General features: G+C 26.4%; 22 protein-coding genes. 21 read left to right on the top strand and 1 reads right to left on the bottom strand.

Features of this window, described 5'->3' with window-relative positions; all coding sequences use genetic code 11:
* Positions 1-260 precede the first annotated feature (260 nt).
* The 8 genes from ABDZ71_RS12495 to ABDZ71_RS12460 all read left to right on the top strand — a co-directional run bounded on the left by ABDZ71_RS12495 (position 261) and on the right by ABDZ71_RS12460 (position 10,173).
* On the top strand, positions 261-2,279 hold the full coding sequence (locus ABDZ71_RS12495; protein WP_343761988.1) for a methyl-accepting chemotaxis protein: 2,019 nt from the start codon (positions 261-263) through the stop codon (positions 2,277-2,279).
* A 553-nt stretch (positions 2,280-2,832) separates the two neighbouring features.
* Positions 2,833-4,698 carry a BglG family transcription antiterminator gene (locus tag ABDZ71_RS12490; RefSeq protein WP_343761987.1) on the top strand — a complete coding sequence of 622 codons (1,866 nt, stop codon included), beginning with the start codon at positions 2,833-2,835 and terminating at the stop codon, positions 4,696-4,698.
* 16 nt (positions 4,699-4,714) lie between these two features.
* Positions 4,715-5,755 (top strand): aminopeptidase, encoded by a 1,041-nt coding sequence (ypdE, locus tag ABDZ71_RS12485; RefSeq protein WP_343761986.1) that lies wholly within the window; start codon positions 4,715-4,717, stop codon positions 5,753-5,755.
* A gap of 49 nt (positions 5,756-5,804) precedes the next feature.
* Positions 5,805-6,128 carry a PTS lactose/cellobiose transporter subunit IIA gene (locus tag ABDZ71_RS12480; protein WP_343761985.1) on the top strand — a complete coding sequence of 108 codons (324 nt, stop codon included), beginning with the start codon at positions 5,805-5,807 and terminating at the stop codon, positions 6,126-6,128.
* A complete protein-coding gene (locus ABDZ71_RS12475; protein ID WP_343761984.1) occupies positions 6,128-6,460 on the top strand; it encodes a PTS sugar transporter subunit IIB in 333 nt (110 codons plus the stop codon). The genes ABDZ71_RS12480 and ABDZ71_RS12475 overlap by 1 nt, the downstream gene beginning before the upstream one ends.
* 84 nt (positions 6,461-6,544) lie before the next feature.
* A complete protein-coding gene (locus ABDZ71_RS12470) occupies positions 6,545-7,855 on the top strand; it encodes a PTS sugar transporter subunit IIC (protein WP_343761983.1) in 1,311 nt (436 codons plus the stop codon).
* A gap of 49 nt (positions 7,856-7,904) precedes the next feature.
* Complete coding sequence (locus tag ABDZ71_RS12465; RefSeq protein ID WP_343761982.1) at positions 7,905-8,990, top strand: M24 family metallopeptidase; 1,086 nt, start codon at positions 7,905-7,907, stop codon at positions 8,988-8,990.
* A 1-nt stretch (position 8,991) separates the two neighbouring features.
* Positions 8,992-10,173 (top strand): MalY/PatB family protein, encoded by a 1,182-nt coding sequence (locus ABDZ71_RS12460; RefSeq protein ID WP_343761980.1) that lies wholly within the window; start codon positions 8,992-8,994, stop codon positions 10,171-10,173.
* 77 nt (positions 10,174-10,250) lie between these two features.
* Here the strand turns inward: ABDZ71_RS12460 and ABDZ71_RS12455 are convergent, their stop codons facing one another.
* Positions 10,251-10,610 (bottom strand): winged helix-turn-helix transcriptional regulator, encoded by a 360-nt coding sequence (locus ABDZ71_RS12455; protein ID WP_343761979.1) that lies wholly within the window; start codon positions 10,608-10,610, stop codon positions 10,251-10,253.
* A 128-nt stretch (positions 10,611-10,738) separates the two neighbouring features.
* Here ABDZ71_RS12455 and ABDZ71_RS12450 point away from each other — a divergent pair, with 128 nt between their 5' ends.
* The 13 genes from ABDZ71_RS12450 to ABDZ71_RS12390 all read left to right on the top strand — a co-directional run bounded on the left by ABDZ71_RS12450 (position 10,739) and on the right by ABDZ71_RS12390 (position 25,739).
* Positions 10,739-11,239, top strand: coding sequence for a nitroreductase family protein (locus tag ABDZ71_RS12450; protein ID WP_343761978.1), 501 nt, complete (start codon positions 10,739-10,741; stop codon positions 11,237-11,239).
* Positions 11,240-11,406: 167 nt separating this feature from the next.
* A complete protein-coding gene (locus ABDZ71_RS12445) occupies positions 11,407-12,870 on the top strand; it encodes a hypothetical protein (RefSeq protein WP_343761977.1) in 1,464 nt (487 codons plus the stop codon).
* Positions 12,871-13,409: 539 nt separating this feature from the next.
* Positions 13,410-14,354 carry an ABC transporter permease gene (locus ABDZ71_RS12440; RefSeq protein ID WP_343761976.1) on the top strand — a complete coding sequence of 315 codons (945 nt, stop codon included), beginning with the start codon at positions 13,410-13,412 and terminating at the stop codon, positions 14,352-14,354.
* Positions 14,355-14,367: 13 nt separating this feature from the next.
* On the top strand, positions 14,368-15,210 hold the full coding sequence (locus ABDZ71_RS12435) for an ABC transporter permease (protein ID WP_343761975.1): 843 nt from the start codon (positions 14,368-14,370) through the stop codon (positions 15,208-15,210).
* A gap of 247 nt (positions 15,211-15,457) precedes the next feature.
* Positions 15,458-16,438, top strand: a complete 981-nt coding sequence (locus tag ABDZ71_RS12430; RefSeq protein ID WP_343761974.1) for an ABC transporter ATP-binding protein — start codon at positions 15,458-15,460, stop codon at positions 16,436-16,438.
* A gap of 1 nt (position 16,439) precedes the next feature.
* Positions 16,440-17,450, top strand: coding sequence for an ABC transporter ATP-binding protein (locus ABDZ71_RS12425; protein WP_343761972.1), 1,011 nt, complete (start codon positions 16,440-16,442; stop codon positions 17,448-17,450).
* 156 nt (positions 17,451-17,606) lie between these two features.
* Entirely contained in the window at positions 17,607-19,217 is a 1,611-nt protein-coding gene (locus ABDZ71_RS12420) for an ABC transporter substrate-binding protein (protein ID WP_343761971.1), read from the top strand.
* Positions 19,218-19,242: 25 nt separating this feature from the next.
* On the top strand, positions 19,243-20,049 hold the full coding sequence (locus ABDZ71_RS12415; protein WP_343761970.1) for a DUF169 domain-containing protein: 807 nt from the start codon (positions 19,243-19,245) through the stop codon (positions 20,047-20,049).
* A gap of 517 nt (positions 20,050-20,566) precedes the next feature.
* On the top strand, positions 20,567-22,291 hold the full coding sequence (locus tag ABDZ71_RS12410) for a methyl-accepting chemotaxis protein (protein ID WP_343761969.1): 1,725 nt from the start codon (positions 20,567-20,569) through the stop codon (positions 22,289-22,291).
* A gap of 480 nt (positions 22,292-22,771) precedes the next feature.
* A complete protein-coding gene (locus ABDZ71_RS12405; RefSeq protein WP_343761968.1) occupies positions 22,772-24,148 on the top strand; it encodes an NAD(P)H-dependent oxidoreductase in 1,377 nt (458 codons plus the stop codon).
* A 3-nt stretch (positions 24,149-24,151) separates the two neighbouring features.
* Positions 24,152-24,676: a hypothetical protein gene (locus ABDZ71_RS12400; protein WP_343761967.1), complete on the top strand. Its 525-nt coding sequence runs from the start codon at positions 24,152-24,154 to the stop codon at positions 24,674-24,676.
* Positions 24,677-24,733: 57 nt separating this feature from the next.
* Entirely contained in the window at positions 24,734-25,279 is a 546-nt protein-coding gene (locus ABDZ71_RS12395) for a LytTR family DNA-binding domain-containing protein (protein WP_343761966.1), read from the top strand.
* A 10-nt stretch (positions 25,280-25,289) separates the two neighbouring features.
* A complete protein-coding gene (locus tag ABDZ71_RS12390) occupies positions 25,290-25,739 on the top strand; it encodes a hypothetical protein (protein ID WP_343761965.1) in 450 nt (149 codons plus the stop codon).
* The last annotated feature ends 48 nt before the right edge of the window (positions 25,740-25,787 follow it).

Raw genomic sequence — 25,787 nt, 5'->3', positions numbered from 1 at the left:
ATTAAATAAGATACTTATAAATTATGTAATGAGTTTTTAATATGTATAAAAGTACAATAAATAGTAATTTAATAAAAAATAGAGATTTAAAAAACTGTTACTTAGAATTTTTAGGTAGCGTTTTTTAGTATAAAAATTATAAATTGTAAATTTTTACTATAAACTTACTTGATATTACATAAAAATCAGTATATAATAAAAAATATGTAAAAGTATACATAAAATGGAATAAAAAATATACAGTAAAGAGGCGACCAAAGATGAATAGCAAATGTAAATTTAAAAATTCAAATTCTACTACAGTTAAGATAATGATGCAAATTTTAATTTTATTAATAATAGCCTGTGGCGTTTTAAGTATAATATCTTATAAAAGTGCATCAAAAGCATTAGAAGAGAATATAAAAAGTAATTTGCAAGCTAGAACATCAGATGTATGTAAACTGTTACAAAATGAAGTGACTAAAGAGGTAAATAGTTTAAAATCTATTTCAACATGGCCTACTGTTCAATCTATGAAAATAAAAGTTCAAAAGGATGATCTTAAAGGTGAGGCTAAAAATTGGGGCTTTAAAGGATTTAAAATAGTAGATTCAAAAGGTAATTGTACTAATGTTGAAAATGGTTCTGTAACAAACATAAAAGATAGTCCATATTTTTTAGAAGTTATGAAAGGAAACAATTTAATTACGGATCCATTTTTCAGTAAGAAAGATAATACGGAATTTGTAGATGTGTATGTACCTATTAAAAATGAAAAAAGTGAAATACTAGGTGCATTAATAGGAATTTTTGATTTAAAGGATTTAAATGATATAGTTAAGAGCGTCAAAATAGGTGATAATGGATGTCCTTTTATAATTAACGAAAAAGGTACCTATGTAGCAGGCAAAAATTTCAATATGATTTTAAAAGGTGTAAATGATATAGAAGGTGCTAAAAAAGATAAAAGATTAAATGAATTTGCAGAGCTAGGGAAAAAGATGATAAATGGAGAAAAAGGTTTTGGAACTTATGGATATAAAGATAGGGTGGAGTTTATGGCTTATTCTCCTATACCTAATACTAAGTGGTTTTTAGGATTGTCAGTTCCTAAAAATGAAATATTTGATATAGTTAAAAGTTTAAAATATAAACAATTGATATTTACAATTATTTTTATGATTTTAGGATTAATTATTGGATTTTTTATTTCTAAAAAAATAAAAGAACCTTTATACAAAATGAGAAAACATGCTAAACAATTAGAATTATGTAATTTAACATATAAAACTGATTTACAGCTAGAAGATGAATTTGGAGAAACGTCTAAATCGTTGAATCAAGCTACTCATATTCTTTCAGAAATAATTTCAAAAGTAAAAGATGGAAGTGATAGTTCCTTGGAAAGTACAAATAAAGTAAAAGTAGCTTTTGAAAAGATAAATGAACAAGTGGAGAAAGTAGCAACAGCATCAGAACAAATTTCTACAAGCATGAAGGAAGTTTCATCATCTACTGAAGAAGTTACGTCAATGGCGTCAGCAGTGAAAAAAGATGCTAATAATGTAAGTAAGAGTGCCGATGATGGACTAGATTTAGCTAAAGATATAGAGAAAAAAGCAGATACAATTAGTAAAGAAGCATTAAAATCAAAAGGAAATATTGATAACGTATATAAAGAATCTAAAAATAAATTAGAAAATGCTATTGAAGATGTAAAAGTTGTTAAAAATATATCTGAGATGGCAGATAGTATACTTTCAATTGCAGAAAAAACCAATTTATTAGCACTTAATGCAGCAATTGAAGCGGCAAGAGCAGGTGAGCATGGAAAAGGATTTGCTGTTGTTGCTGATGAAGTAAGAAAACTTGCAGAACAATCTTCTAGTACGGTAGTAAATATACAAAATAATGTTAAGAAAGTACTAAGTTCTGTTAATGAACTTTCTGATGCTTCAAAGTATATGCTTAGTATTTTAGAAAAAGATGTATTTGAAGATTATGAAAGATTAATTAAGATAAGTGAAGAATATAATAAAGATGGAATGACATTTAAAAATATAGTTCAAAATTTTGCAGGGGCATCTACTAATATATCTATTTCTATAGATGAGATATCTAAAAGTATGGAAGAAGTTTCTCTTTCAGTTCAACAGGTAGCAGGGGCTTCTTCAGAAATTGCTGAAAATATATCACATGTTAATCATAAAAGCGAAGAGGTATTAAGAGAAACAAATTATAATTCAGAGCATTCGAAAAAATTAACAAATATTGTGGAAAAATTTAAAGTTGAATAAATTAAGAGTCGTTACTTAGATTTCTAAGTAGCGGCTTTTATTTTTACTGTTTTTTTGAATTCCATCTAATAATAATAATTCCAAGTAATATTAAGAGAATAAAAAAATTTATTTTCATTAGTTTACCTTTTTAAATGGATTAGTAGGTAAAATTAATATTTGTTTAATGACTTAATTTGATCATTTTATAAAATTTCATAGTGGAATAATATTATAAGCTTAAAATTATAAAGATATAACAGAAAAAATAAATATAAATTTTAAAAGTTTTATTAAAAATAAATTAGAGTATATAAGACAAGTAATGTGCAAAATATAAACCATAAGAAGGAAATACATAGAATATAAATATTGATAAAAATTAGTTTGTTTTATTTTATAAAATGATGGATATATTTGAATTACTATAAATTTTTAAGGTAATGATGAATTATAGTGTACAAATTGCACAATAGTGTGCAACTAATATTCTTTTGTATATAAAAAAAATAAGTTATTCTTATATTGTGAAAACGATAAAGTTAAACGCTAGAGCCTAGGGAGTGAACTTTATATGAGAGAACTTAATATTCTCAATGACTTGATAGAAACTAATAGATATTTATCTATAGAATATTTTATTGATAAATATTCTGTTTCTAAAAGAACAGTGCAAAGTGATTTTTCATATTTAACCAATATTTCATTAGAAAAAGGGTTTACATTAATTAAAAAAAGAGGAAAAGGATATCTTATAGAAGTAAATGATGAAAAAAAATTAAATGATTTTATTAGATATTTAAAAAAATTAGATGATAAGCCTAAGATAAATGTAGAAAATATAGTAGCATATATAGCATTAAAAAATAAATATGTAACTAACAGTGAAATGGTTAAGGAATTTTACAGTAGTAAATCTTTAATAAGTAAATTTAAAAAAGATGTTGATGACTATTTAAAAAAGTATAATTTTACTGCAGAAAGAAAAGCTCATTATGGGGTAAGGATTAATCAGCCCTTAGAAAAGAGAAAAAAATTAATTGTAGATTTATATTTAAAAAATAATGAAGTAGTTAGAGAGTACATTGATAAAAAAATAGATAAAGATTTTAAATATATTGAGGAAAGTTTAATTGAAGAAATTAAAGATAAAAATTTAGTAATTAATTATTTTGAACTCAATGAAATTTTAGTTTGGCTAAAAGTAATAATATATATAAAGTTAGAAGTTAGAAAAATATTAAAAGAAGATATTGATAGCACTATTCAGTTAGTTATAAAAGAAAAATATGATGTATCATTTTCAAAAGAAGATAAAAGAGAACTAGATGAGCTAATAAGACTTAAGACAAAGAATCAGGAAAAAAATGATGATCATTTAGAAAACCTAGAAGAAGACATATGTGAATTTTTAGAAAATTTAGATAAAAATAATAATACATCTTTTAATAAGGATCAGCAGTTTAAAAAATTACTAACACTTCACATAAGTTCTCTTATAAGCAGACTTAAATTTAAAGTGTCATATACAAATCCTATTGTAGATGAACTATCTATAAAATATGCATCTATATTTAATATGGCAATTTCTTTTGGGGATATGCTCCATGAAAAATATGGTATAAAACCAAATCGTGATGAAATAGGGTTTATAGCAACTCACTTTGCAGTCCATATGGAAAAGGAATTTACAAACAAGTTAAAAAGATATAACAAAATTGCAATTGTTTGTTCATCCGGTGGTGGAAGTGCTTATTTAACTAAACTAAAAATAAGTAACTTATTTAATAAGTCAGAAATAAAAACATTTTCTATAGTTCAAATAAAAGAATTAGAAAGATATAAACCAGATATTGTGTTTTCTACAATTAACATTAATTTAAATCTTCAAGTTCCTTTAATATATATAAAAGAACTTTTAGATGATTATGATATTTTAAAGATAAAGCAATTAGTAAGCCTAGATAAAATTGAACCCACATTTATGAGTGAAACCCAGACGTATTATATTAAAAGGTTTTTTAGCCCAGATTATTTTACTATATCTAATATGAAAAAAGATTATATAAAATGTCTAAAAGATATGGCTAGTAAAGTTGAAAAGGATGGAATTGGAGGAGAAAATTATACCCAGTTAGTTTTAAAAAGAGAGTCTTTTTCTTCAACAATTTATCTAAATGGAGTTGCAATACCTCATCCAATTGAAATGGTTGGAAATAAAGATTTAGTTTTTATAAATATACTTAAAACCCCAATTGTTTACGGTGATAAAAAAGTAAATATAATATTTATGGTTTCACTTCAAAAGGAAAATTTGGAATTGCATAAGAAAATTACAAAAGATTTATTTGAAATTATGAATGATAAAAAAATGATACAAGATATATTAAAAGTAAAAAGCTTTAAAGAATTTACAACATTAATAAGTAAAAATGTGTAACAGGAGGTGAGCTAGAATGGAAACAAATCTATTGAAAAAGTTATGTGATGCAGATGCAATAGCTTCTAATGAGCAAGAAGTTAGAGATATAATTTCAGAAAATATTGTAGGTAAAGTTTCTTATGATGGTATTGGAAGCATGATAGTAAATCATAAAGGAGAAGGTCCCAAATTAATGTTTTGTTCTCATATGGATGAAGTTGGATTTATGGTAAGACATATTAGTGATATTGGAATGTTACATGTTATTCCTATTGGATCTGCTAAAGATTCAGCTAAATCTTTTCAAAAGGTTACTGTTACAAAAGAAGATGGAAATAAAATTAAAGGACTTATGAATTGTTCTTTTGATAAAAATCATAAAGTAAAAGATATATATGTTGATATTGGATTAAACAGTAGAGAAGAAGTTGTAGACTTAGGGATAAATATAGGAGATATGGTTACCTTTAATAGTAAAAGTGAAATGATAAATAAAAATGTATTAATGGCAAAAGCTTTAGATGACAGAGTAGGGTGTTATATTTTAAAAGAAATAGATAGAAGATTAAAAGAAATCAATCATGAAAACGATATATACCTATGTTTCACAAGCTCAGAAGAAGTTGGGACAAGAGGAGGAAAATGCTGTTCAGATAAAATTAATCCAGATGTTATATTTGCAGTTGATGTGGCATGTGCACCAGATTTAATTAGAGATTATACTAATCAACGTCAAATATCAAAGGGATGTATGATAATCCATTATGACAAAACAATGATACCAAATAAAAAATTACTTACATGGGTAAAGAATGTTGCAACAGAAAATAATATTAAGTTTCAATGTGACATGTTTGGTGGAGGTGGCACAGACGCAGCAAAGGCACATTTAAGTAATGGAGGAAAACTTTCTATTGTTCTTGGAATACCTTTAAGGTATTGTCATGGAAGTTATTCTATGACTGATTTAAGAGATGTTGAAGAAGTAATAAATTTAATCTTAAATATAATAAAAAGTTTTACAAAAGAAAAGTACAATAATATTTCAAATTTTAGAAATATGAAAGTAAAATAACATATTAACTAGTTATTTGTTTCAATGTACCTTATGAGGAGGAAAAAAGATGAATGAATTAGAAATGCAGATATTACAAATCATATCAAAGGCTGGGGAAAGTAAATCTAAAGCATTTGAAGCTTTTAAGAAAATTGAGGATTCTGATTATGAAGGAGCAAGAAGACTTTTAAAAGAAGCAAAAGAAATTGATGTTGAAGCTCACAAAGCTCAAACTGAACTAATTAGAAAAGAACTTTCGCAAGATGGTGAAGATAAATTACCTGTAACTTTACTTATGGTACATGCTCAAGATCATTATATGACTTCACAGCTTGCAAGAGATCTTATAGAAAAAATAACAGATATATTTGAATCTAAGGAGGTAAAATAATGAAAATAGTATTATGTTGTGCAGGTGGTTTTTCAACTACAATGTTAATGGATAGGATGAAAAACACAGTAAAGGAAAGTAAAAAATTAAAAGAAGAGGACTTCAAATTTGAGGCAATCCCAGTAGATTTATTAGAAAAAGAAATAGATGAGTGTGATGTAGTTGTAGTAGGACCGCAAATTGCTCATAAATTAGATTATATTGAATCAATTACAAAGCCAAAAGACATTCCATATGTAGTAATAGACCAAGATACTTATGGAAAAATGGATGGGGCTACTTCATTGAAACTTGCTATACTTGCTTATAGAAAAGCTAAACAGTCTAAATAATAATAAAAAGATAAACGGTGGTATAAATCTTTAGGCATAAGTTACTTATGTCTAAAGAGGAATAACTATTAGAGGAGGAAAATAATGTTTAAAAATTTTGAGGCATTTATGAATAAGCACCTGACTCCCTTGGCACGAAAAATGGATGAGCAACCACATCTAAGTGCAATAAAAAAATCAATGGTAGCTATGACTGCAATATTAATTATAGGTAGTTTATGCCTGCTTCCAGAAGCAATTGCTAATATGATAGGGGTGGGAACTCCAATAGGAAAATTTATAACAAGCAATTTAGACAATTTTTACTTACCATTTTATTTAACTATAGGAATGATGGGATTGTATGTTTGTCTAAGTATTACCTATTTCTTAGGGGAACACTATAAATTATATGTACCTGGAGCAATGGTTTTAGGTGCAGTTGGATATTTGTTACTTACATTTAGTTTTACTAAAGATGGTGGAATGGATATTAAGTATTTAGGAACCAAAGGTTTATTTATGGCAATGTTTTCTGGAATTATAGCAGTTGAATTATATAGATGGTGTAAAAAGAAAAAGTTTACAATACGTATGCCTGAAAGTGTTCCAGATTTTGTTTCAAGGTCTTTTGAATTAATACCTACAACTATAATTATAGTAGGATTTTTTATAACTATTAGATTCGCAAGTTTAGCAATTTTTAAAGTGTTACCAACAGAAGTTTTAACAATATTCTTACAACCATTAGTTGGATCACTAGATAACCCGTTTGTTTTTGTATTTATAACTTTTCTTGGATGTACTTTATTTTTCTTTGGAATACATCCATCAGTATTGTCACCTATTACAGCTCCAATAGCTTCTCAATTTTTAGCAGAAAATATTGAAGCTGCAGCTAAAGGCGTTGCATTACCACATTTTTATACTGGTGGTATGACTAGTGCTTTTGCAAATTTTACAGGAACAGGAGTTACATTTGGACTAGTATTTTGGTTTTTAATGTCTAAAAACAAAGCATATAAAAGTGTAGGTAAAATTTCTATAATACCAGCTTTATTTGGTATAAATGAGCCAGTAATATTTGGAGCTCCAATAGTACTTAATCCAACATTTTTCTTACCCTATGTTATAGGTGGTACCATTTTAGGAACATTCCCAGCATTTTTAATGTGGAGTGGAGTATTAGCTAGACCGATTTTTAATCCCCCTTATGTTGGAGTATTTTTAGAAGGCTTCTTAGTCAATGGTCATTGGATGTCAATCGTTGTAAATGCATTCCAAATGTTAGGATCAGTATTAATATGGTATCCTTTCTTTAAAATATTTGAAAAACAAGATGCTTTAAAAGCTAAAAAAGAAAAATCAAGTATATCAAAAGAAGATGAAGAACTTATAGATGACTTAGATTTTTAAAAATTAAGGGGAAGTTTAACTTCCCCTTTAAAATTAAAGGAGAATTATTATGGCTAAGCATATTGATAAAATAAAAGAATTGCTTAATAAATTAGATATAGATGCAATTTTAATAAAATCAAAAACAGTAAAAAAATATTTAGATACATTAACTGGCAGCGGAATACATCTACTTATAACAAAAAATAAGTCATATGCAATATTAGATGGAAGATATTTAGAAGAAGTGAAAAATAAAGAAAAAGATTTTGAGATAATTGAAAATACACCAGCTAAGTCTAAAAAATCTCATTTTTATATTATAAACAAAATTTTAGTTCAAAATAACTTGAATTCTTTAGGGGTAGAGGCTGGTGGATACTCAATAGGAGATTATGAAAAATTAAAGAAATATAGTTTTAATGTATCTTATATTGAAGAAGACCTTCATAAAGTTAGAATTATAAAAGATGAATATGAAATAGATATAATAAAAGAAGCCTGTGAAATTACAGATGATATATTTAGTAATGTTTTAAAACATATTAAGGTTGGAGTTAGTGAAAAAGAAATTAATGCGTGGATTCATTACTATTCACTTATGGCCGGTGCAAATAAAATGTCCTTTGATGTAATTGTTTCTTCAGGACCTAGGACTGCTCTTCCTCATGGAAGACCTACAGATAGAAAAATAAATAGTAATGAACCTATAATGATAGATTTTGGAATAGAGTATAAGAATTATCAATCGGATATGACTAGGACAGTGTTTATAGGAGAACCATCTGAAGAAATGAAAAATATATATGAAGTTGTAAAGAGAGCGCAAAAAGCTGGCGCTGAAGCTATTAAAAAAGGAGCATTAGCCAAAGATATTGATAAAATATCTAGAGATATAATAGTAAAGGCAGGATATGGAGAATATTATAATCATGGGCTTGGTCATGGCATAGGAATTGGCGATGGAGCAGAGTATCCTTATTTAAATCAAACATCAGATGTTGTTTTAAAAGATAACATGATAATGTCATGTGAGCCAGGAATATATGTACCTAATTTAGGTGGAGTTCGTATAGAAGATGATGTTGTAATTAGAAATGGAGAAGGCATTCCTTTAAATAAAACTACTAAAGAAATGATAATTTTGGAGGGTTAATATGAAACATAATTTTGATGAAGAAAATAATCGTTTAGGAACATATTGTACTCAATGGGACTATATTCAAGATAGATTTAATAAAAAAGATTTAATACCTTTTTCTATATCAGATACTGATTTTAAAGTGCCACTGCCTGTATATGAAAAAATAAACGAAGTATTAAAACACCAAATATATGGGTACTCTAGATGGAACCATAAAGATTATAAAGGTTCTATAGCAAATTATTATAAAAATAAATTTAAATGTGATGTAAATGAAGAAGGAATATTATATAGTCCTTCAGTAATGTATTCTGTATCACTTTTAATTAGATTATTATCTGAAAAAGAGGAAAAAGTAGCTACATTTAATCCAATGTATGATGCTTTTTTTAATGTTATTAGAGAAAATAAGAGAACTTTAGTTACAATTCCATTACATGAGGAAAAAGGTCACTTTTATTTTGATTGTGATGAATTTGAAAAGCTTATTAAATCTTGTAAAGTGTTTATATTATGTTCACCACACAATCCAACAGGAAAAGTTTTCAAAGAAGAAGAATTAAAATTTATTATAGAAACTTGTAAAAAATATAATGTAAAAATAATTAGTGATGAAATCCATAGTGATATAGTTTTTGATGGATATAAACATATTCCTGTTCTTTCATATTATAGTAATTATGAAGGATTATATTTAGTTTCTTCAGGAAGTAAAACTTTTAATTATCCAGGGTTAATTGGATCTTATGCAATAGTTCAAGATAAAAAAACATATGATGGATTTTTACATCAAACTAGAACTAAAGATTTTTTAAATTCAGTAAGTATACTTGGAATGTATGCAACTATGGTTTCTTATAATCAATGTGATTATTATGTAAGAGATCTTGTTAAATATGTAGATATTAACATGGAATATGTTAAGAATTTTATACAAAAAAACTTTGATGATATAAAATTTACAAAGCCAGAAGGTACTTATTTAGCTTGGATAGATTGCAGAAATACTCCTTTTTCATCAGAAGAAATTCAAGATGCTTTAGTAAATGTTGGTGGAGTTGGAATCATGAAAGGTGAAGTTTATGGTGGGAATAAATATCTTAGATTAAATTGTGGATGTACTTTATCAAAATTAAAGGTTGGAATGGAAAGATTTAAAAAGAGTTTTGATTACCTTTATAATTTAGAAAAATAAATTTAATGAATTACTAAGTAAATGTTGCTTAGTAATTCATTTTTTTGTAACAAAAATTAAACTATAAAATAAATGAACTATTTATTTTCTTTGCTTAGTTTATAATAGGTATTTCCCCAATCACACATCATACTAAGAACAGGCATTAAACTTTCTCCTAAGTGGGTTAAGGAATATTCAACTTTTGGAGGAACTTGAGGATAAACTTTTCTATTAATTAATTCATCCTTTTCTAGTTCTCTAAGTTGTTGAGTTAACATTTTTTGAGTTATTTGAGGAATTAGTTTTCTAAGTTCATTAAACCTTTTTGTCCCTTTGGTACCTAGGTGCCAAATAATAAGTGGTTTCCATTTTCCACCGATTAAATCTATTGTAATTTCAAAAGTACAAGTATAATTTTTATTTTTTAAAGTTAAAGTATTACAGCTAGAACTCATATATTCATCCTTTCTACAGTATCCTTTTAGGTACTATAATACAAAATAGTGCGTACTTGTTCATTAGAAAGTTAGTATATATAATAATATCATAAATTATTTAAGGAAACAATTAGGAGGAAATATAAATGAAAACTATATTAAATAGAAGAAGTATAAGAAAATATAAAGATTTAAAAGTAAGTGATGAGGTTATTGAAGAATTGTTAAAAGCAGGTATGGCAGCACCTTCTGCTGGAAATGAACAACCTTGGGAATTTATAGTTTTAAGAGATAAGGATATTATGAAAAAAATAACTGAGGTACATCCATATTCAAAGATGTTATTAAATGCAGATGTTGCAATTGTAGTTTGTGGAGATGAATCAAAAGAAGTATTTAAAGGTTTTTGGGTACAGGACTGTTCAGTTGCCACAGAAAATATATTATTAGAAGCTGAAGATAAAGGTTTAGGAGCTGTATGGGTAGGTGTTTATCCAATTAAAGATAGGATAGATGGAATAAAAAAAATTCTAGATCTTCCCAATAGTGTAATTCCTTTATCCATAATACCTGTAGGATATAAAGATGAAGAAAAGAAAGCAGAAGATAGATTTAAAAAAGAAAGAATACATCATGATAGATGGTAGGATAGTTAAAGTTTATATTTAATGAGGATATCTTTAAACACATATAAAAAATAGAGACATATTATAATTCTAGAATAATGGATATGAAAATAAATAGAATGTTAAAAATTTATAATATTTTAGATGATTATTTATTTTGATATGCCTAAATAAAAAGGGGTTTTGATATGTGGAGTAGAGCAAATCCAATAAACATGATAAAAAGCTTTTTACCAACTACAGCTGAAATTCTTACATTAGATAATGGGGAAAAAGCCATAGGAATGGTTGATTTAGATGGAGATTGTATATTAGAATTAGTGGCGGCCTATAAGTGGCAAGGTGAAATTTATATTATAGTATTAAAATGTTATTCTGGAATTTGGCGTACTGTAGATATAGTAAAAGGAAAAGGTTATAACATAACTTACTTTGGAGCAGCGCCAATTATAAGTAGATGTAAAAATAATCTAATAGTAGGATGGCAAGTTGGAAGTATATGGTCAGATCTTAGTGTTTATGAATGGAAAGATAGTAAGTTAATTGATTTAATTGAGAAAAATAAATACTATAGCAAGATAGATATTAGAAATAATAAAAGTACAAAAGGGAAAAATGGAACATATGAAATAGCTTTATGGACTCATGATACTGGAGATGCTTATAAAGTAAAAGTATATAGATGGTCTAATGATAAATTTGAAGTAGTATTAGATGTATATCCTTATTATTTTAGAAAAGTAGCTAATTATTATAAAAAACTTTTAAAAGAAAAAGATTCAACAACTTATTGGTACTATTTAGCAGATGCTCAAATAAAAGTGGGAGATATTAAAGGAGCTTTAAAATCTATTGATAAAGCACTGTCCTTTAAATATCCTTATCCATCTAAAGAAAAATTAATTAACCTAAAGGAGAAAATCAGTAAATATCCTGATAGACTAACCCCTATAAGTCTTACAAATGGAATATTACAAGAAATATTAATGGAAAAACATAAAGATTTATCAAAGGGTAAGACTAAAAAAACTGAAGAAAAATCTAAAAAGGATTCTAAAATAGAAAAGCCAATGAATAAGAAAGACAAATCTAAAGAATTAAAGGAAGAGGCTTGTAAATATACACCTTTTAAAAATGTAGATGGAATAGATTTTTCATCTTTAAAATATATTTGCTCAGAAACTAAAAGGGATATAAAACTTGAAAAGGCTCTAATAAAAGAATTCGATTTACAAGGAAATGAAGATAAAGTAAAGTATTATTACAATAAAGTAGATTTAAATGGAGATGGGAAGAAAGAAATATTTGCTTATCTTGTAGGGCCTTTTGTATGTGGCAGTGGTGGATGTAGTGCTGCTATTTTTGAAGAAAAACTTGGAGAATACAAACTATTATCAAGATTTAGTCTTGTAAACAATCCTGTCATAATAAGTAACAACAAGACAAAAGGATATAAAGATATTATTATGAATGTTTCTGGTGGTGGGGTAGAAAGCTTTTTTGCTTTGCTTAAATATAATGGAACAAAGTACCCAAGTAATCCATCTATAGAGCCAAAAGTAGAGCCTTGTACAAAAGTAGAAGGAATAGCTATTGTATCTGATGATATTTCAGAAGATTCTGGCATAAAATTTGGAAAATATGATAGTTAAAGTAATTAGGTATGCTTAAACTTGATACTTAGAAGATTTCTAAGTACCAGGTTTTCTTTTGTTTTTGATTATAATTATATGCTTTTTTATTTTGCTAGAAGTTAAATTAAAAAAAATTAATGTATTATTTTGTATAAGGTTATCAGAAAATTTAATAGGTATATTTATATGTATTAATATTACTTATTGTACATAATATTACAAAGGCTGTATAATTATTTTTGGATAAATTAAATTTATTAGGGGTTTTATTCGAATAAAGGTATAATTTGTTTATTTATCATATAAATTATAAGGTTTTTTATATTTTCTATATTAAAATAATTGTGTTTAATGGAGAAGTTAGTTTAGGAGTATATATTTATTATTAATTTATATAATAATATAATGAAAATTTGGAATTTTCCAAAAGTAGCTTGTAGGTTTTTAAGGATTATATTTAGTTTAAAGAGATAACTTAAGATTAAAGTTTTAAATTTAGTTTAAAGAAGTAGATTTTCTATTAGAATTAGCTTTATTTGGATTAGGAGGTGAAGTATATGTCTAAATACATTTTGAAAAGGTTAGCTAATATGGTTATTGTAATTTTAGTTGTAATGGTACTGTCATTTTTAGTTACACATATAATGCCTGGTGATCCTGTTAGAATGATGTTAGGTGATTTAGCAGGTGAAAAGCAAATAGCTGATATGAAAAGTCAATTAGGACTTGATAAAAATATATTTGTTCAATTTTTTAGTTGGATAGGTAATGTATTTAAAGGGGATTTTGGACAATCTATCTTTTTACATCAGCCAGTTAAAAAAGTTATATTTAGCAGGGTAGAGCCTACATTTTTCTTAGCTTTAATAGGAGAATTTATAGGTATATTTGTAGGAATTCCTTTAGGAATTATAGCAGCTATAAAACATAAAACTTGGGTAGATGAATCTGTTATGGGAATTGCTTTATTAGGAGTTTCTATTCCTAGCTTTTGGTTGTCTTTAATTTTTATATTGATATTTGGAGTTGATTTAAGATGGTTTCCAGTTTGCGGATATAAGCAAATATCAGAGGTTGGAATGGGATTTATAAAATATTTAATACTTCCAGGGATAATTTTAGGAATTATGCAAATAGGTTTGATTTCTAGAATGACAAGAAGTTCAATGCTTGATGTATTAAATGAGGATTACATAAGAACTGCAAGGTGTAAAGGTATACCACAAAAAATAGTTATATTTAGACACGCTTTAAAAAATGCAATGATTCCTATCATAACGGTAATAGGCTTTAGTATGGCTACTTTACTTGGAGGAACATGGGTTATAGAGACTGTATTTAATATACCAGGAACGGGCTCTTTGGCAATAAGTTCTATAATGAAGCGTGATTATCCTGTTATACAAGGAAGTATAATTTTTACTGCACTTATATATGTAATAGTTAATTTAATAACAGACATAAGTTATATTTTTGTGAATCCTAGGATAAGAGAAAAATAAAGAGAGGGATGAAGTGATTAAAGTGAATACTGTAAAAGAGAAATTTATAAAGTTTAAACATCATCCCCAAATAATTATAGGTGGTGTTATTCTTATAATTATATTTTTAGCTGCTGTTTTTGCTCCTATATTAACAAAATATAATCCTTTAGAAGTAATAGCAAAGGATAGACTTAAAGGGCCATCTTTAATTCATATTATGGGGACAGATGAGTATGGAAGAGATGTATTTTGTAGATTATTATTTGGAGCTAGAATATCAATAAAAATAGGAATATGTGTTACAGTTTTAAGCACTATATTTGGTGTTTTAATAGGAGTTATTGCTGGATATTATAAAAAAGTAGACAATATTGTAATGAGAATAATTGATGGATTAATGGCTTTTCCAAGCATTATCATAGCTATAACTTTATGTGCCATAGGAGGAGCTGGAACATCAAACATAATATTTGCATTGACTTTTGCATATTTTCCTACAATGGTGAGAATTACAAGAGGCTCTGTTATTACTATAAAAGAGTGGGAATGTGTAGAATCAGCTAGAGCTATAGGAGCTAAAGATAGATACATAATTTTTAAATATATAATACGCAATGCTTTGTCACCTATAATTGTTCAAGAAACTTTTATTTTTGCTTGGGCTATATTAGATGAAGCAGCACTTAGTTTTTTAGGAGTTGGGATAGAAGCTCCTAATCCAAGCTGGGGAATAATGGTTACAGAAGCAAGAAAGTTTATGGAAATAGCTCCATGGCAAATTTTATGTCCTGGTATAGCTATAATTGCAACAGTTTTAGGATTAAATCTTTTAGGGGATGGATTTAGAGATATGTTAGATCCTAAACTTAAATAGAGTGTAGATCCTTTTAAAATTTAATAATTTTTATGATTATAAAACTATTTAAATTAAAAGATAGATAATTTTGTGAAACAAACTAGTCTATAGGTATATGTAAAAAGAAACTTAATGTGGTTATAGAAGTTACAGGAATTAATTTAAAAAGTAATGTGGAATTTTCTAAATTAAGTAAAGGTTAATTAAAGAATATTAATAACATTATAAATGGTGTTAGTTATCTTAAAGTAAGGGAAGGAAAAAAATGAAAAACATATTAAAAGTAGAGGATTTAAAGGTAAGCTTTCCTACGGATAAAGGTAAGGCAAAAGCAGTTAATGATATAAGTTTTTGTATTAATAAAGAAGAATCTGTAGCAATAGTTGGGGAATCTGGTAGTGGAAAAAGTGTTACTGCATTTAGCATAATGCAATGTATTTCTAAAAGTAATATAGAATCTGGAAAAGTTTTATATAAAGATAAAGATTTATTTAAAATGTCTAAAAAGGAACTTTCTAAAATTATAGGAAAAGATATTGCTATGATTTTTCAAGAACCTATGACTTCTTTAAATCCTGTTTTAACTGTAGGGAAACAGATAAGTGAATCTTTTATATATAACAAGAAAATGAGTAAGAAAGAAGCTATGAAAGAATCAATCAAAATGTTAAAACTTATTGGAATAAAGGGAGCAGAAAGGGTTTCTAAAAGTTATCCTTATGAACTATCTGGGGGAATGAGGCAAAGAGTAATGATAGCTATGGCAATAGCCTCAGAGCCTAAACTTTTGATAGCGGATGAACCTACAACTGCTTTGGATGTTACTATACAAGCTCAGATATTAGGACTGATTAGAGAGCTAAAGAAAAAATTTCATATGTCTTTATTAATGATTACTCATGATCTTGGAATAGTCTCTCAAATGAGTGATAGAGTTATAGTAATGTATGCTGGAAGTATTATGGAAGTAGGTAGTGTTCGGGATATTTTTAAAGATTCAAGACATCCATACACAAAAGCTCTTTTAAAATCTATGCCTTCTATTACTAAAAATCAGAAAAGATTAAGTACAATAAAGGGATCAATTCCAGAACCTACTGAATTACCTAAAGGTTGTAGTTTTAGCACTAGATGTGAGTATGCAAGAAAAATATGCAAAGAAAAGAAACCTCCTTTAAAAAATATTGAAAATGGTAGATGTTTAAGTTGTTTTAAAGATACTAAGGAATATTTAATGGAGGGGTAATATGTGTGATAGTAATGTTATTTTAGAAGTAAAAAAACTAAAAAAAGAGTTTTTAATAAGTAAAGGTTTTTTTAATAAAAACAAAAAATATATAAAGGCTGTAGATGATATAAGTTTTAAACTTAAAAAGGGTGAAACATTAGGTATAGTAGGAGAATCCGGTTGTGGGAAATCTACTATGGCAAGATTAATATTAAGACTTATAGAACCAAGTTTTGGAGAAGTTTATTTTGAGGGAAAAAACATTTTTAATATGACTAAAGGTGAGATTAGAGAATTTAGAAAGAAGGTTCAAATAGTATTTCAAGATCCTGCAGCATCATTAAATCCTAAGATGACTGTTAAAGAGCTCTTAGAAGAACCTTTAAAGATAAATTTTAAATATAATAAATCCCAAGTAAAAGAAAAGTTAGATGAAATTATCGATGAAGTTGGATTAGATAAACAAAGCTTAAATAAGTATCCTTGTGAATTTTCTGGAGGACAAAAACAAAGAATTTGTATTGCAAGGGCTTTAATTTTAAGGCCTAAAGTTTTGATTTGCGATGAGTCTGTATCTGCGCTTGATGTATCCATTCAAAGTCAAATTATAAATTTACTTAATGATTTAAAAGAAAAATATAATATGACATATATATTTATATCCCATGATTTGTCTGTAGTTAAACATATAAGCAATAGAGTAGGAGTTTTATATTTAGGTAAAATAGTTGAACTTGGAAAAGTAGATGATATTTTTGATAGACCGAAACATCCTTATACAAAGTCATTAATAGATGCAATACCAATACCTGATCCTGATATTAATAATGAAGAAATATTTTTAAAAGGAGAAGTGGAAAGCTCTAGAGATATTTTAAAAGGATGTAAATTTCAATGTAGATGTAGAGAATGTATGGAGATTTGTAAAAGAAAAGAACCTGAATTTGAAAAACTAGATGATGGAAGTTTTTTAGCTTGCCATTTAAAAGAGAAAGATAACTTTAGTATAAGAAAATCAATAGTTAGCTAAAAATTTAGTTAAGTTAGTATTAAAAAATAGATTAATCATTTTTAAAAGATAGATACATATTTTAATTAGAAAATTAGATTCAAAGAAATTAGGATTTAAGTTTGGGTTTATTTTGATAAGTGTATTTGTAATTTAAAAAACAGAGGAGTGATAAAGATGAAAAAGATGAAATTAATAATAAGCACTATACTTATGGTATCAATTATGGGCTTGTTTTTTGGATGTGCTTCAGGAAGTAAAGAAAAGCAAGTTAATACTGAGACCACATCAAAACCTAAGAAAGGTGGTACTATAGTTGTAGCTGATAAAATGACTCCGCCACATTTAGATTCTGATAAATCAACAGATTGGGCAATATCTGCAATTATGAATCATGTGTATGAGGGATTATTTGAATTTGATGAAAATTATAAAGTTCAACCTCATTTAGCAGAGTCTTATACTTTATCAAAGGATGGGAAAGTATATGATGTTAAGTTAAGAAAAGGTGTTTTGTTTCAAAATAATAAAGAAATGACTACAGAAGATGTTAAAGCTTCTTTTGAAAGATGGCTTAAAAATAATGATATCGGAATTAATGTAAAGCCATATTTTGATAAAGTTAATGTAAAAGGTAAATATGAAATAGAGTTTAAATTTAAAGAAGTTTATGCTCCGTTTATAAATATTATAGCTTCTCCAGTATCTAATCAAAAGTTAGTTATAAGACCAAAAGAGGAAATAGATAAATATGGAGATAATATAATGAAAGAATTTATAGGAACAGGTCCATATAAATTAGTAAAATATGTACCGGATAAAGAAGTAGAACTAAAAAGATTTGAAAAATATGTTCCTGACTCTAAAAAAGCTTCAGGTCTTTCAGGAAAAAGAGTTGCCTATGCTGATAACCTTGTATTTAAATTTGTATCAGAACAAGAAACTAGAATTTCTGGTGTTAAAACTGGAGAGTTTTTATTTGCAGAAGAAGCTCCACAAGATAGATATAGTGTTTTAAAAGATAGTCCAGATGTAGAGCCTATTATAGTAAAACCAGACGGAATGGAAATGCTTATGATGAATTGCGGAAGTGCTCCATTTAATAATAAAAAAGCAAGACAAGCTTTAGCTTATGGAATAGATTTAAAAGAGCTTGCAAGTTCTATGGTAGGGGATGAAAAGTTTTGGAGTTTAGAAGGATGCTTAGCTAATCCAGGTAGCACATGGTATGACAAAACAGCTGGAAAAGGAATTTATGGTCAATATAATATTAAAAAAGCTAAACAATTACTTAAAGAATCCGGTTATGATGGAACTCCAATAGTTATTTTAAATGGACAAGATGATAAAGTAGAAAAACAAGGAGCAGTAGCTTTAAAATCTCAATTAGAAAAAATAGGATTTAAAGTTAAACTAGCTTTATATGATAGACCTACTGTTGTAGAAAAACGTTCAAAAGTAAAGGGATGGAATCTTCACTTATCATATTTTTGTAAAGTGTCTCCAGATCCTCAAATACAATCAGCTTGGACTGGAACTAATGCATGGATATCTAATTGGAATGATGAAGATTCAAAACACATGGATGATATATTTAAATCTATGATGAGAGAAACAAATTTAGAAAAAAGAAAAACAATAGTAAAAGATTTTTACAAAGAAATGTGGAAATCAGTTCCTCATATGAATTTAGTAGATTATAGCAGAATGCATGTTATAAATAATAAGTTAAAAGGATATAAAAATGGAGTTCAGCCATTTTTCTGGAACACTTGGATAGAAGAATAAAATATGGACAATAGGAGGTGTATTTATGAAAAATTCAAGTGTAAATAGATTAAGTAAATGCTTAGGGCTTGAAAGAAAAATAGTTGGAGTAAAGATTATAAATTATAAAGATCAATTTGATAAACTAGAAATAGATAATTTAGAAAAGAGAATAACCTTTTGTAACATGGTAAAAAGGGCAAATGAAGGGGATTTGTTTAAAGCAAAAGAGGAAAACTTTTTCTGTGAATATGGAGCTTATGCATTAGGTATTATAAAACCACATAATAGTATAGCTTCCGGCAATAGTTATGATGCAGCAGGTTTATATGAAAGCCAAACTATAGCTAGAAGTATAACAGAAGAGATGTGTTATCTTAAACATGATGCTTATGGAGTAGTTGTAGGTCCGTTAAATCTTATGGAAGATTGTGATATTGTTATAGTTATAAGCTATGCAGCAGATATAATGAGAATACTTCAAGGTTATGGATATAAATTTGGCATGCCTAAAAATATAAGAACATTAGGGAATCAAGGAATGTGTTCTGATCTTGTAGCAAAACCTTTCTATAAAAATGACCTTAATGTATCATTAATGTGTGAAGGGGCAAGGAAATACAGTAAATGTTTTAAAGGAGAATTAGGAGTAGCTATGCCAATCAATATGTTTGATAGTGTTGTAGATGGTGTGATTATGACAATGAATCCTGTAGCAAGTAATAGAGAAAAAGATGAAATACTAAAAAGACTACAGAGTCCAATGGAACTTGGAATAAAGATTATTAAAGATACAGATTATGGCAAATATTTAAAGAAATATGATTCTTATATTAAGGAAATTACTAATTAATTTTTGTTTTAAAATTAAGTGCTTAATTGTTAAAAATCTTAACTAAATAAGGTAAAACAATTACTAAAGTTAAGTTAAAACATTGGGAATTTTATAAAGATTATATTTAAATTGAGGTTTTTTATAAAAAGATATATTTAAATGGTAAATAGAGTTTCTGGTTTTTATAAATGAAATTATTAAAAATGAAGTTTAAAGGATAGCCGTTATTTAGGAGTATTTCTAGGTAGCGGCTTTATTTTTAAAGATTAATATTTAGATTTTGATATATATTTTTATTTAAGAGAAATAGTATATAAAATCTAGTGATTACTTTAAGGCAAAATGTAGAATAGAGTAATATAATTGACTAAAAAGGTATAATGTGGTACAATTTCAAATGTAATGATAATGATAATCAAATTCAATTAACTTTAAAATAAACAACATTAAATAATATAAAAAATTATGATATGAATTTAAAGTAGATCTTAGTTTGAAATTATAATATTAAGACATAATTTGGGGGGATGCTAGAATGCTAAATAATTTAAAAGTTAAAACAAAAATATTTCTTTTATCAGTAATAATGTTTATTTTGATGTCTTCAATAGCTATTATGGGTTATCAAAATTCTTCAAGTGGTAATAAAAATATGAAATCTATTTATGAAGATTGTTTACTGTCAACTGAGTATTTAAATAATAGTAGAATTCAGATTAGAGCAATTGAAGGAGATATAAATTATATAATAATTTATACTGGTAAATCTCACAAGCAAAAAGAAAAGTTGAAGGATATAAAAAATAGAAAGGAAATATTTAAAGAGAATTTTAGAAAGTATCAAAAGACAGTTATTGATCAAGAAGAAAAAAATGTTATTTCTTCAATGGGAGAAGATATTAAAATTTATTCAAAAAAAATAGAGGATGTTTTAAAAGCTTCACTACAAGGAAACCAAAAGGAAGCTATGAATAAATGTGTTACCTTAGAGGATACAGCTAAAAAACTACATAATAGTTTAGAAATTTTAACTAAGCATAATATGAAATATGCAGATGAAGTTTATAATGAAAATCAGGTAAATTACAAAAGAACGATGGTTTTATTTTTAGGAATATTAATATTTTCTATAATCATTGCTGGTATAGTTACTAGGGTTATATCAAAAAATATAACGGAACCATTAGGGCTTTGTGTTCAATATTTTGAATTACTTGCAGAAGGAAACTTTTCATATAAGACAGATGAAGAGTTTATAAAGCGTAAAGATGAAATAGGAGAACTTGCTAAAAGTACAAGTCTTATGGAAAAATATATTAAAGAATTAATAAAAAATGTAAAAAATGAAGGTAATTCAATTGAAAATATTGTTAATGCTATAAATCATAGGATGAGTGATTTAAATAATGATGTAGAAGGTGTTTCAAAAGCTACAGAAGAATTGTCTGCAAATATGGAGGAAACTGCAGCTTCAGCGGAGGAAATGGCTTTAGCATCACAAGAAATAGAAGGTGCTATAAATTCTATTGCAGAAAAATCACAAGAAGGCGAAATTAAAGCAGGGAAAATAAATAATAGAGCAGAAACTACAAAACAAAAGGTACGAGCTGCTCAAGAAAAAACTTATGAAATTCTTGGGAATACCAGAAGGGGTCTTGAAAAAGCTATAGAATCATCTAAGGTTGTTGAAGAAATAAATGTACTTTCTGAATCTATAATGCAAATAACATCACAAACTAACCTTCTTGCACTTAATGCAGCAATTGAGGCTGCAAGAGCAGGAGAGGCAGGTAAAGGATTTTCAGTGGTGGCAGAAGAAATAAGAAAGCTTGCAGAAAAATCTAAAGATACAGTAGTAGAAATTCAAGGTATAACAAGTAAGGTTACAGAATCTGTTGCTAATCTTACAGAAAATGCAAATAATCTTTTGAATTTTATATATAAAGATGTAGATTCAGATTATAATTCTATGCTTCAAGTTGCAGAAGAATATAGTGAAGATGCTGGATTTATAGATAAGCTGGTAACAGATTTTAGTGCTACATCAGAAGAACTTTTGGCATCAGTAAAAGGAGTATTAAAAACAATAGATGGGGTAGCCGCAGCAGCAAGTGAAGGTGCTGGAGGAACTACAGAAATTGCTAGTAGAGTAGTTTCAGTTACTGATAAATCTAGTAATGTTTTAAATCAGGTTTCAAAGTCAAAGGAAAGTGCAGAAAGATTAAAAGAAGAAATTTCAAAATTTAAGATGGAGAAGTAAATTTTAAAGGATAGCTGTTACTTAGAGTTTCTAGGTAGCGGCTTTTTTATTAAGGTAGTTATAAATTTTTATTTTCTCTGAATTATTTATATTAAATAATGCATCTTATAAATGGCAGGATGCATCTTATTTAAAAAGTGAGGATTATTATAAATTTTTCTGATATATTTATATTAAATTTAAGAGAAGGGAAATTGTGTTAAGTAAAGAGATGATATTACGTTAGGTTTTATTTAATTAAAAAGAGTTGAATTTATATTAGCTAATAAAAATCAAAGGATATTCTATAACTTTTTATTAAATCTAATAGAGGTACATTTGTCTTAATTAATATAAAAATAGAATACGATATCTGGTTTTATTTAATCAAAAGTACTTTAGTTTGAAATAGTTAATATAAAAGTCAGATTGTTATATAAGTTTTAATTTAGTAAATATGGTTATATTTGTGTTAATGTATATAAAAGAGGGGGAAGTAAAATGAATTTTATAATTTTAAATGGTAGTCCAAAATCAGAAATAAGTGTTACAATGCAATCTATGAAATATATTGAAAAAAATTTTAAGGAACATAGCTTTGAATATATTCACATAGTAAAAGAAATAAAAAAATGTGAAAAAGATTTAAGTTGCTTAATTGATATATGTGAAAAAATAAAAAATGCAGATGGTGTAATTTGGGGCTTTCCAGTATATCATTTATTAGTGCCTTCATATTATAAAAGGTTTATAGAACTAATTTTTGAAAGAGGATGTATGGATTATTTTAAAGGTAAATATACTAGTGCTTTTTCTACATCAATTCATTATTATGATGTTACAGCTCATGAATATATCCATGGAATATGTGATGATTTAAATATGCGTTATATAGAATGTTTATCCCATGAAATGAACGATTTATTACATGAAAAGGGGCAAAAGGAACTTTTGTTATTCTTTAATAATTTATTATTTTCTATAAAAGAAGGTTTAAATCCTCAAAAACAACACAAAAATATTAGTGAAAACAAGTTTAAATATAATAGCAAAATTCTAAAAGAAAAGATTAGTATAGATAAAAAGATTATGATTGTTACAGATGCAAAGAAAGAAGATTTAAATATAAAAGAAATGATTAAAAAATATGTAAGCTGTTTTTCAAATAAAGTAGAAGTTTTAAACTTAAATGATATAAAAATATTGGGTCATTGCTTAGGATGTTGTAAATGTGCTAAAGAAAACATTTGTGTTTATCATGATAAGGATGATTATAGAAAATTTACAGACTATTTAATAGAAAATGCAGATATTATTATTTATGCAGGAACTATTAAAGACAGGTATTTATCCTCGTTATTTAAACTATTTTATGATAGAAGTTTTTGTTATACTCATATTCCGGCATTTAGAGGAAAGCAAATAGGATATATGATTTCAGGAAATTTAAGTGAAGTTTCTAATTTAAAGCAAATTTTAGAAGTTTATGCTGAGGCTGATTCAAATTTAATTGGTTTTGTTACAGATGAAAGCAAAAATAATGAAGCTATAGATGATGGTATTTATGCTTTTGCTAAACTAGGCTCTTATTACTCAGAAAATAATTATTTTAGAGCTAAAAACTTTTTAGGAGTTAGTGCACAAAAAATATTTAGAGATGCTATAGCTGGTGATTTAGGTCCTATATTTTTAGGTGATTATAAATATTATAAAGAAAATAATATTTTTGATTATTTAACATTAAAAGATAAGATAAAATATGCATTTACAAGATATTTTTTTAAAAAAGAAAAAGTTAGAAAAAATATTGATAAAAATATGATAAATTTAATGATAGAATCTCATAAAAAAATAATATCAAAAATAGAGGATAAATAAATTATGAAGAAAGGATTAGTGATTAGTTTAAGAGGGTTTGTTGATTTTATTCCATTAATATTTCTTTGGAGTATGCCAAATCATAAGGGTATATTAGGGGCATTTATTTCTTCATTTATCTTATTAATTATAAAAGGATTAAAAAAAGATGTAGGTATTATGGTAAAAGTAGTGTTTATTTATCTTGCAATTATAAACATTTTATATTTTAATTTTAATATAGAGGGTATTTTAAAGGAAAGATATATAACTTCTTATGGGGTAATGGCAGCTATGTCTTTTGTTTCTATAAAAATGTATAGGCCTTTTACAATGGATATATCTAAAAAAGATTATAAGGCAATTAAGGATTCTCCACTATTTATAGAAATGAATATTATAATTAGTAAAATATTTGGAGTAACATATTTAATAAATACTATTCTTTCATGCTTTAAAAAGGATTTTCTTTCTATAATTTCTCCGATTTTGATAATAATACCTATTTTGGCATCGATTATATTACCAAGGTTTATGCCAGAGATATAAAAATACTGTATTTTTAGGTAATATGTATATATAATTAAAAATAGTAGAGGTAAGCTTATGAAAGTTGTTTTGATTTGTTCGGAAAACATAAGAAAAGCTATTGAAGAAATAATTAGAAATAGAAATATAAAAATAACTAATGATTCAGATATTTGTATTATTGAAAAAAAATATCCTATGCCAAAAGGGAAAATAGGAATTTATTTTGATATGGATACATTAAACATTTTAATGGAGTTTTTAGATGATTTAGTTAGACCAGAAAACTATTCAAAAAACATTATTATGGGTAGGTATAATAATAATTATGCCGTTATTACTTATGATAATATTTTATATTTTGAAGGCATAGGGAATGATGTGTTTTGTTTTACAAAAGATAAAAAATATAAGATTAAAGAAAAATTGTATGAGTTAGAAGAAAATTTAAGACAAAAGGGATTTATAAGAGTGAGCAAAGGATTCATTGTAAATATAGTAAAAGCAAAAGAAATTATTCCTTGGTTTAATGGAAAGTTGTTATTAAAAATGGAAGACTCTGATGAAGAGATTTATGTATCTAGAAGTTACGCTAAAGAATTTAAAAATTTTCTTGGGTTTTAGAGGTGGTATTATGAAAAAAGATAGCAGAGATTTGTTTTTTGTATTATTTGTTTCAGGAATTATTGGATTTATAATAGGTTTTATAGAAGTTTGTGTTGATTATTTAAGTTTTCAAAATGTGATGATTTTACTAAGAGACGTAGCCATTGGTGTATTAATAGGATTTATTTCTAGAGCTTGGTTTATGTATTTATATAGTAAAAAGAAAATAAATGTGAAATTTATATTTTTTGTAGTATTTATTACTATAGGATTAATATCAGTTAGCCCAGCGATATTTGATTCAGTTTTTAAAAATTCACGTTTTTTCTCAATGAGAGTGTTTTTAATATTTATAGTAGCTGAAATATTAGGCCTTGGATTTACTTATTATTTGTATGCATATACTTATATGATGAATAAAAAATTACTTATTAAAAAGAATGAAATTTTAAAAGATAAAAATAAATATAATAATTAAAATTAGAGCTTTATTTTAAATAAGGCTCTAATTTTTATTATCTGTTTT

Origin of the sequence: Clostridium oceanicum, from assembly GCF_039521385.1 — a bacterium.
Lineage (GTDB): Bacteria > Bacillota > Clostridia > Clostridiales > Clostridiaceae > Clostridium_F > Clostridium_F oceanicum.
Note: the sequence above shows the minus strand (reverse complement) of the source record. Positions and strands in the feature narration are given on the sequence as shown.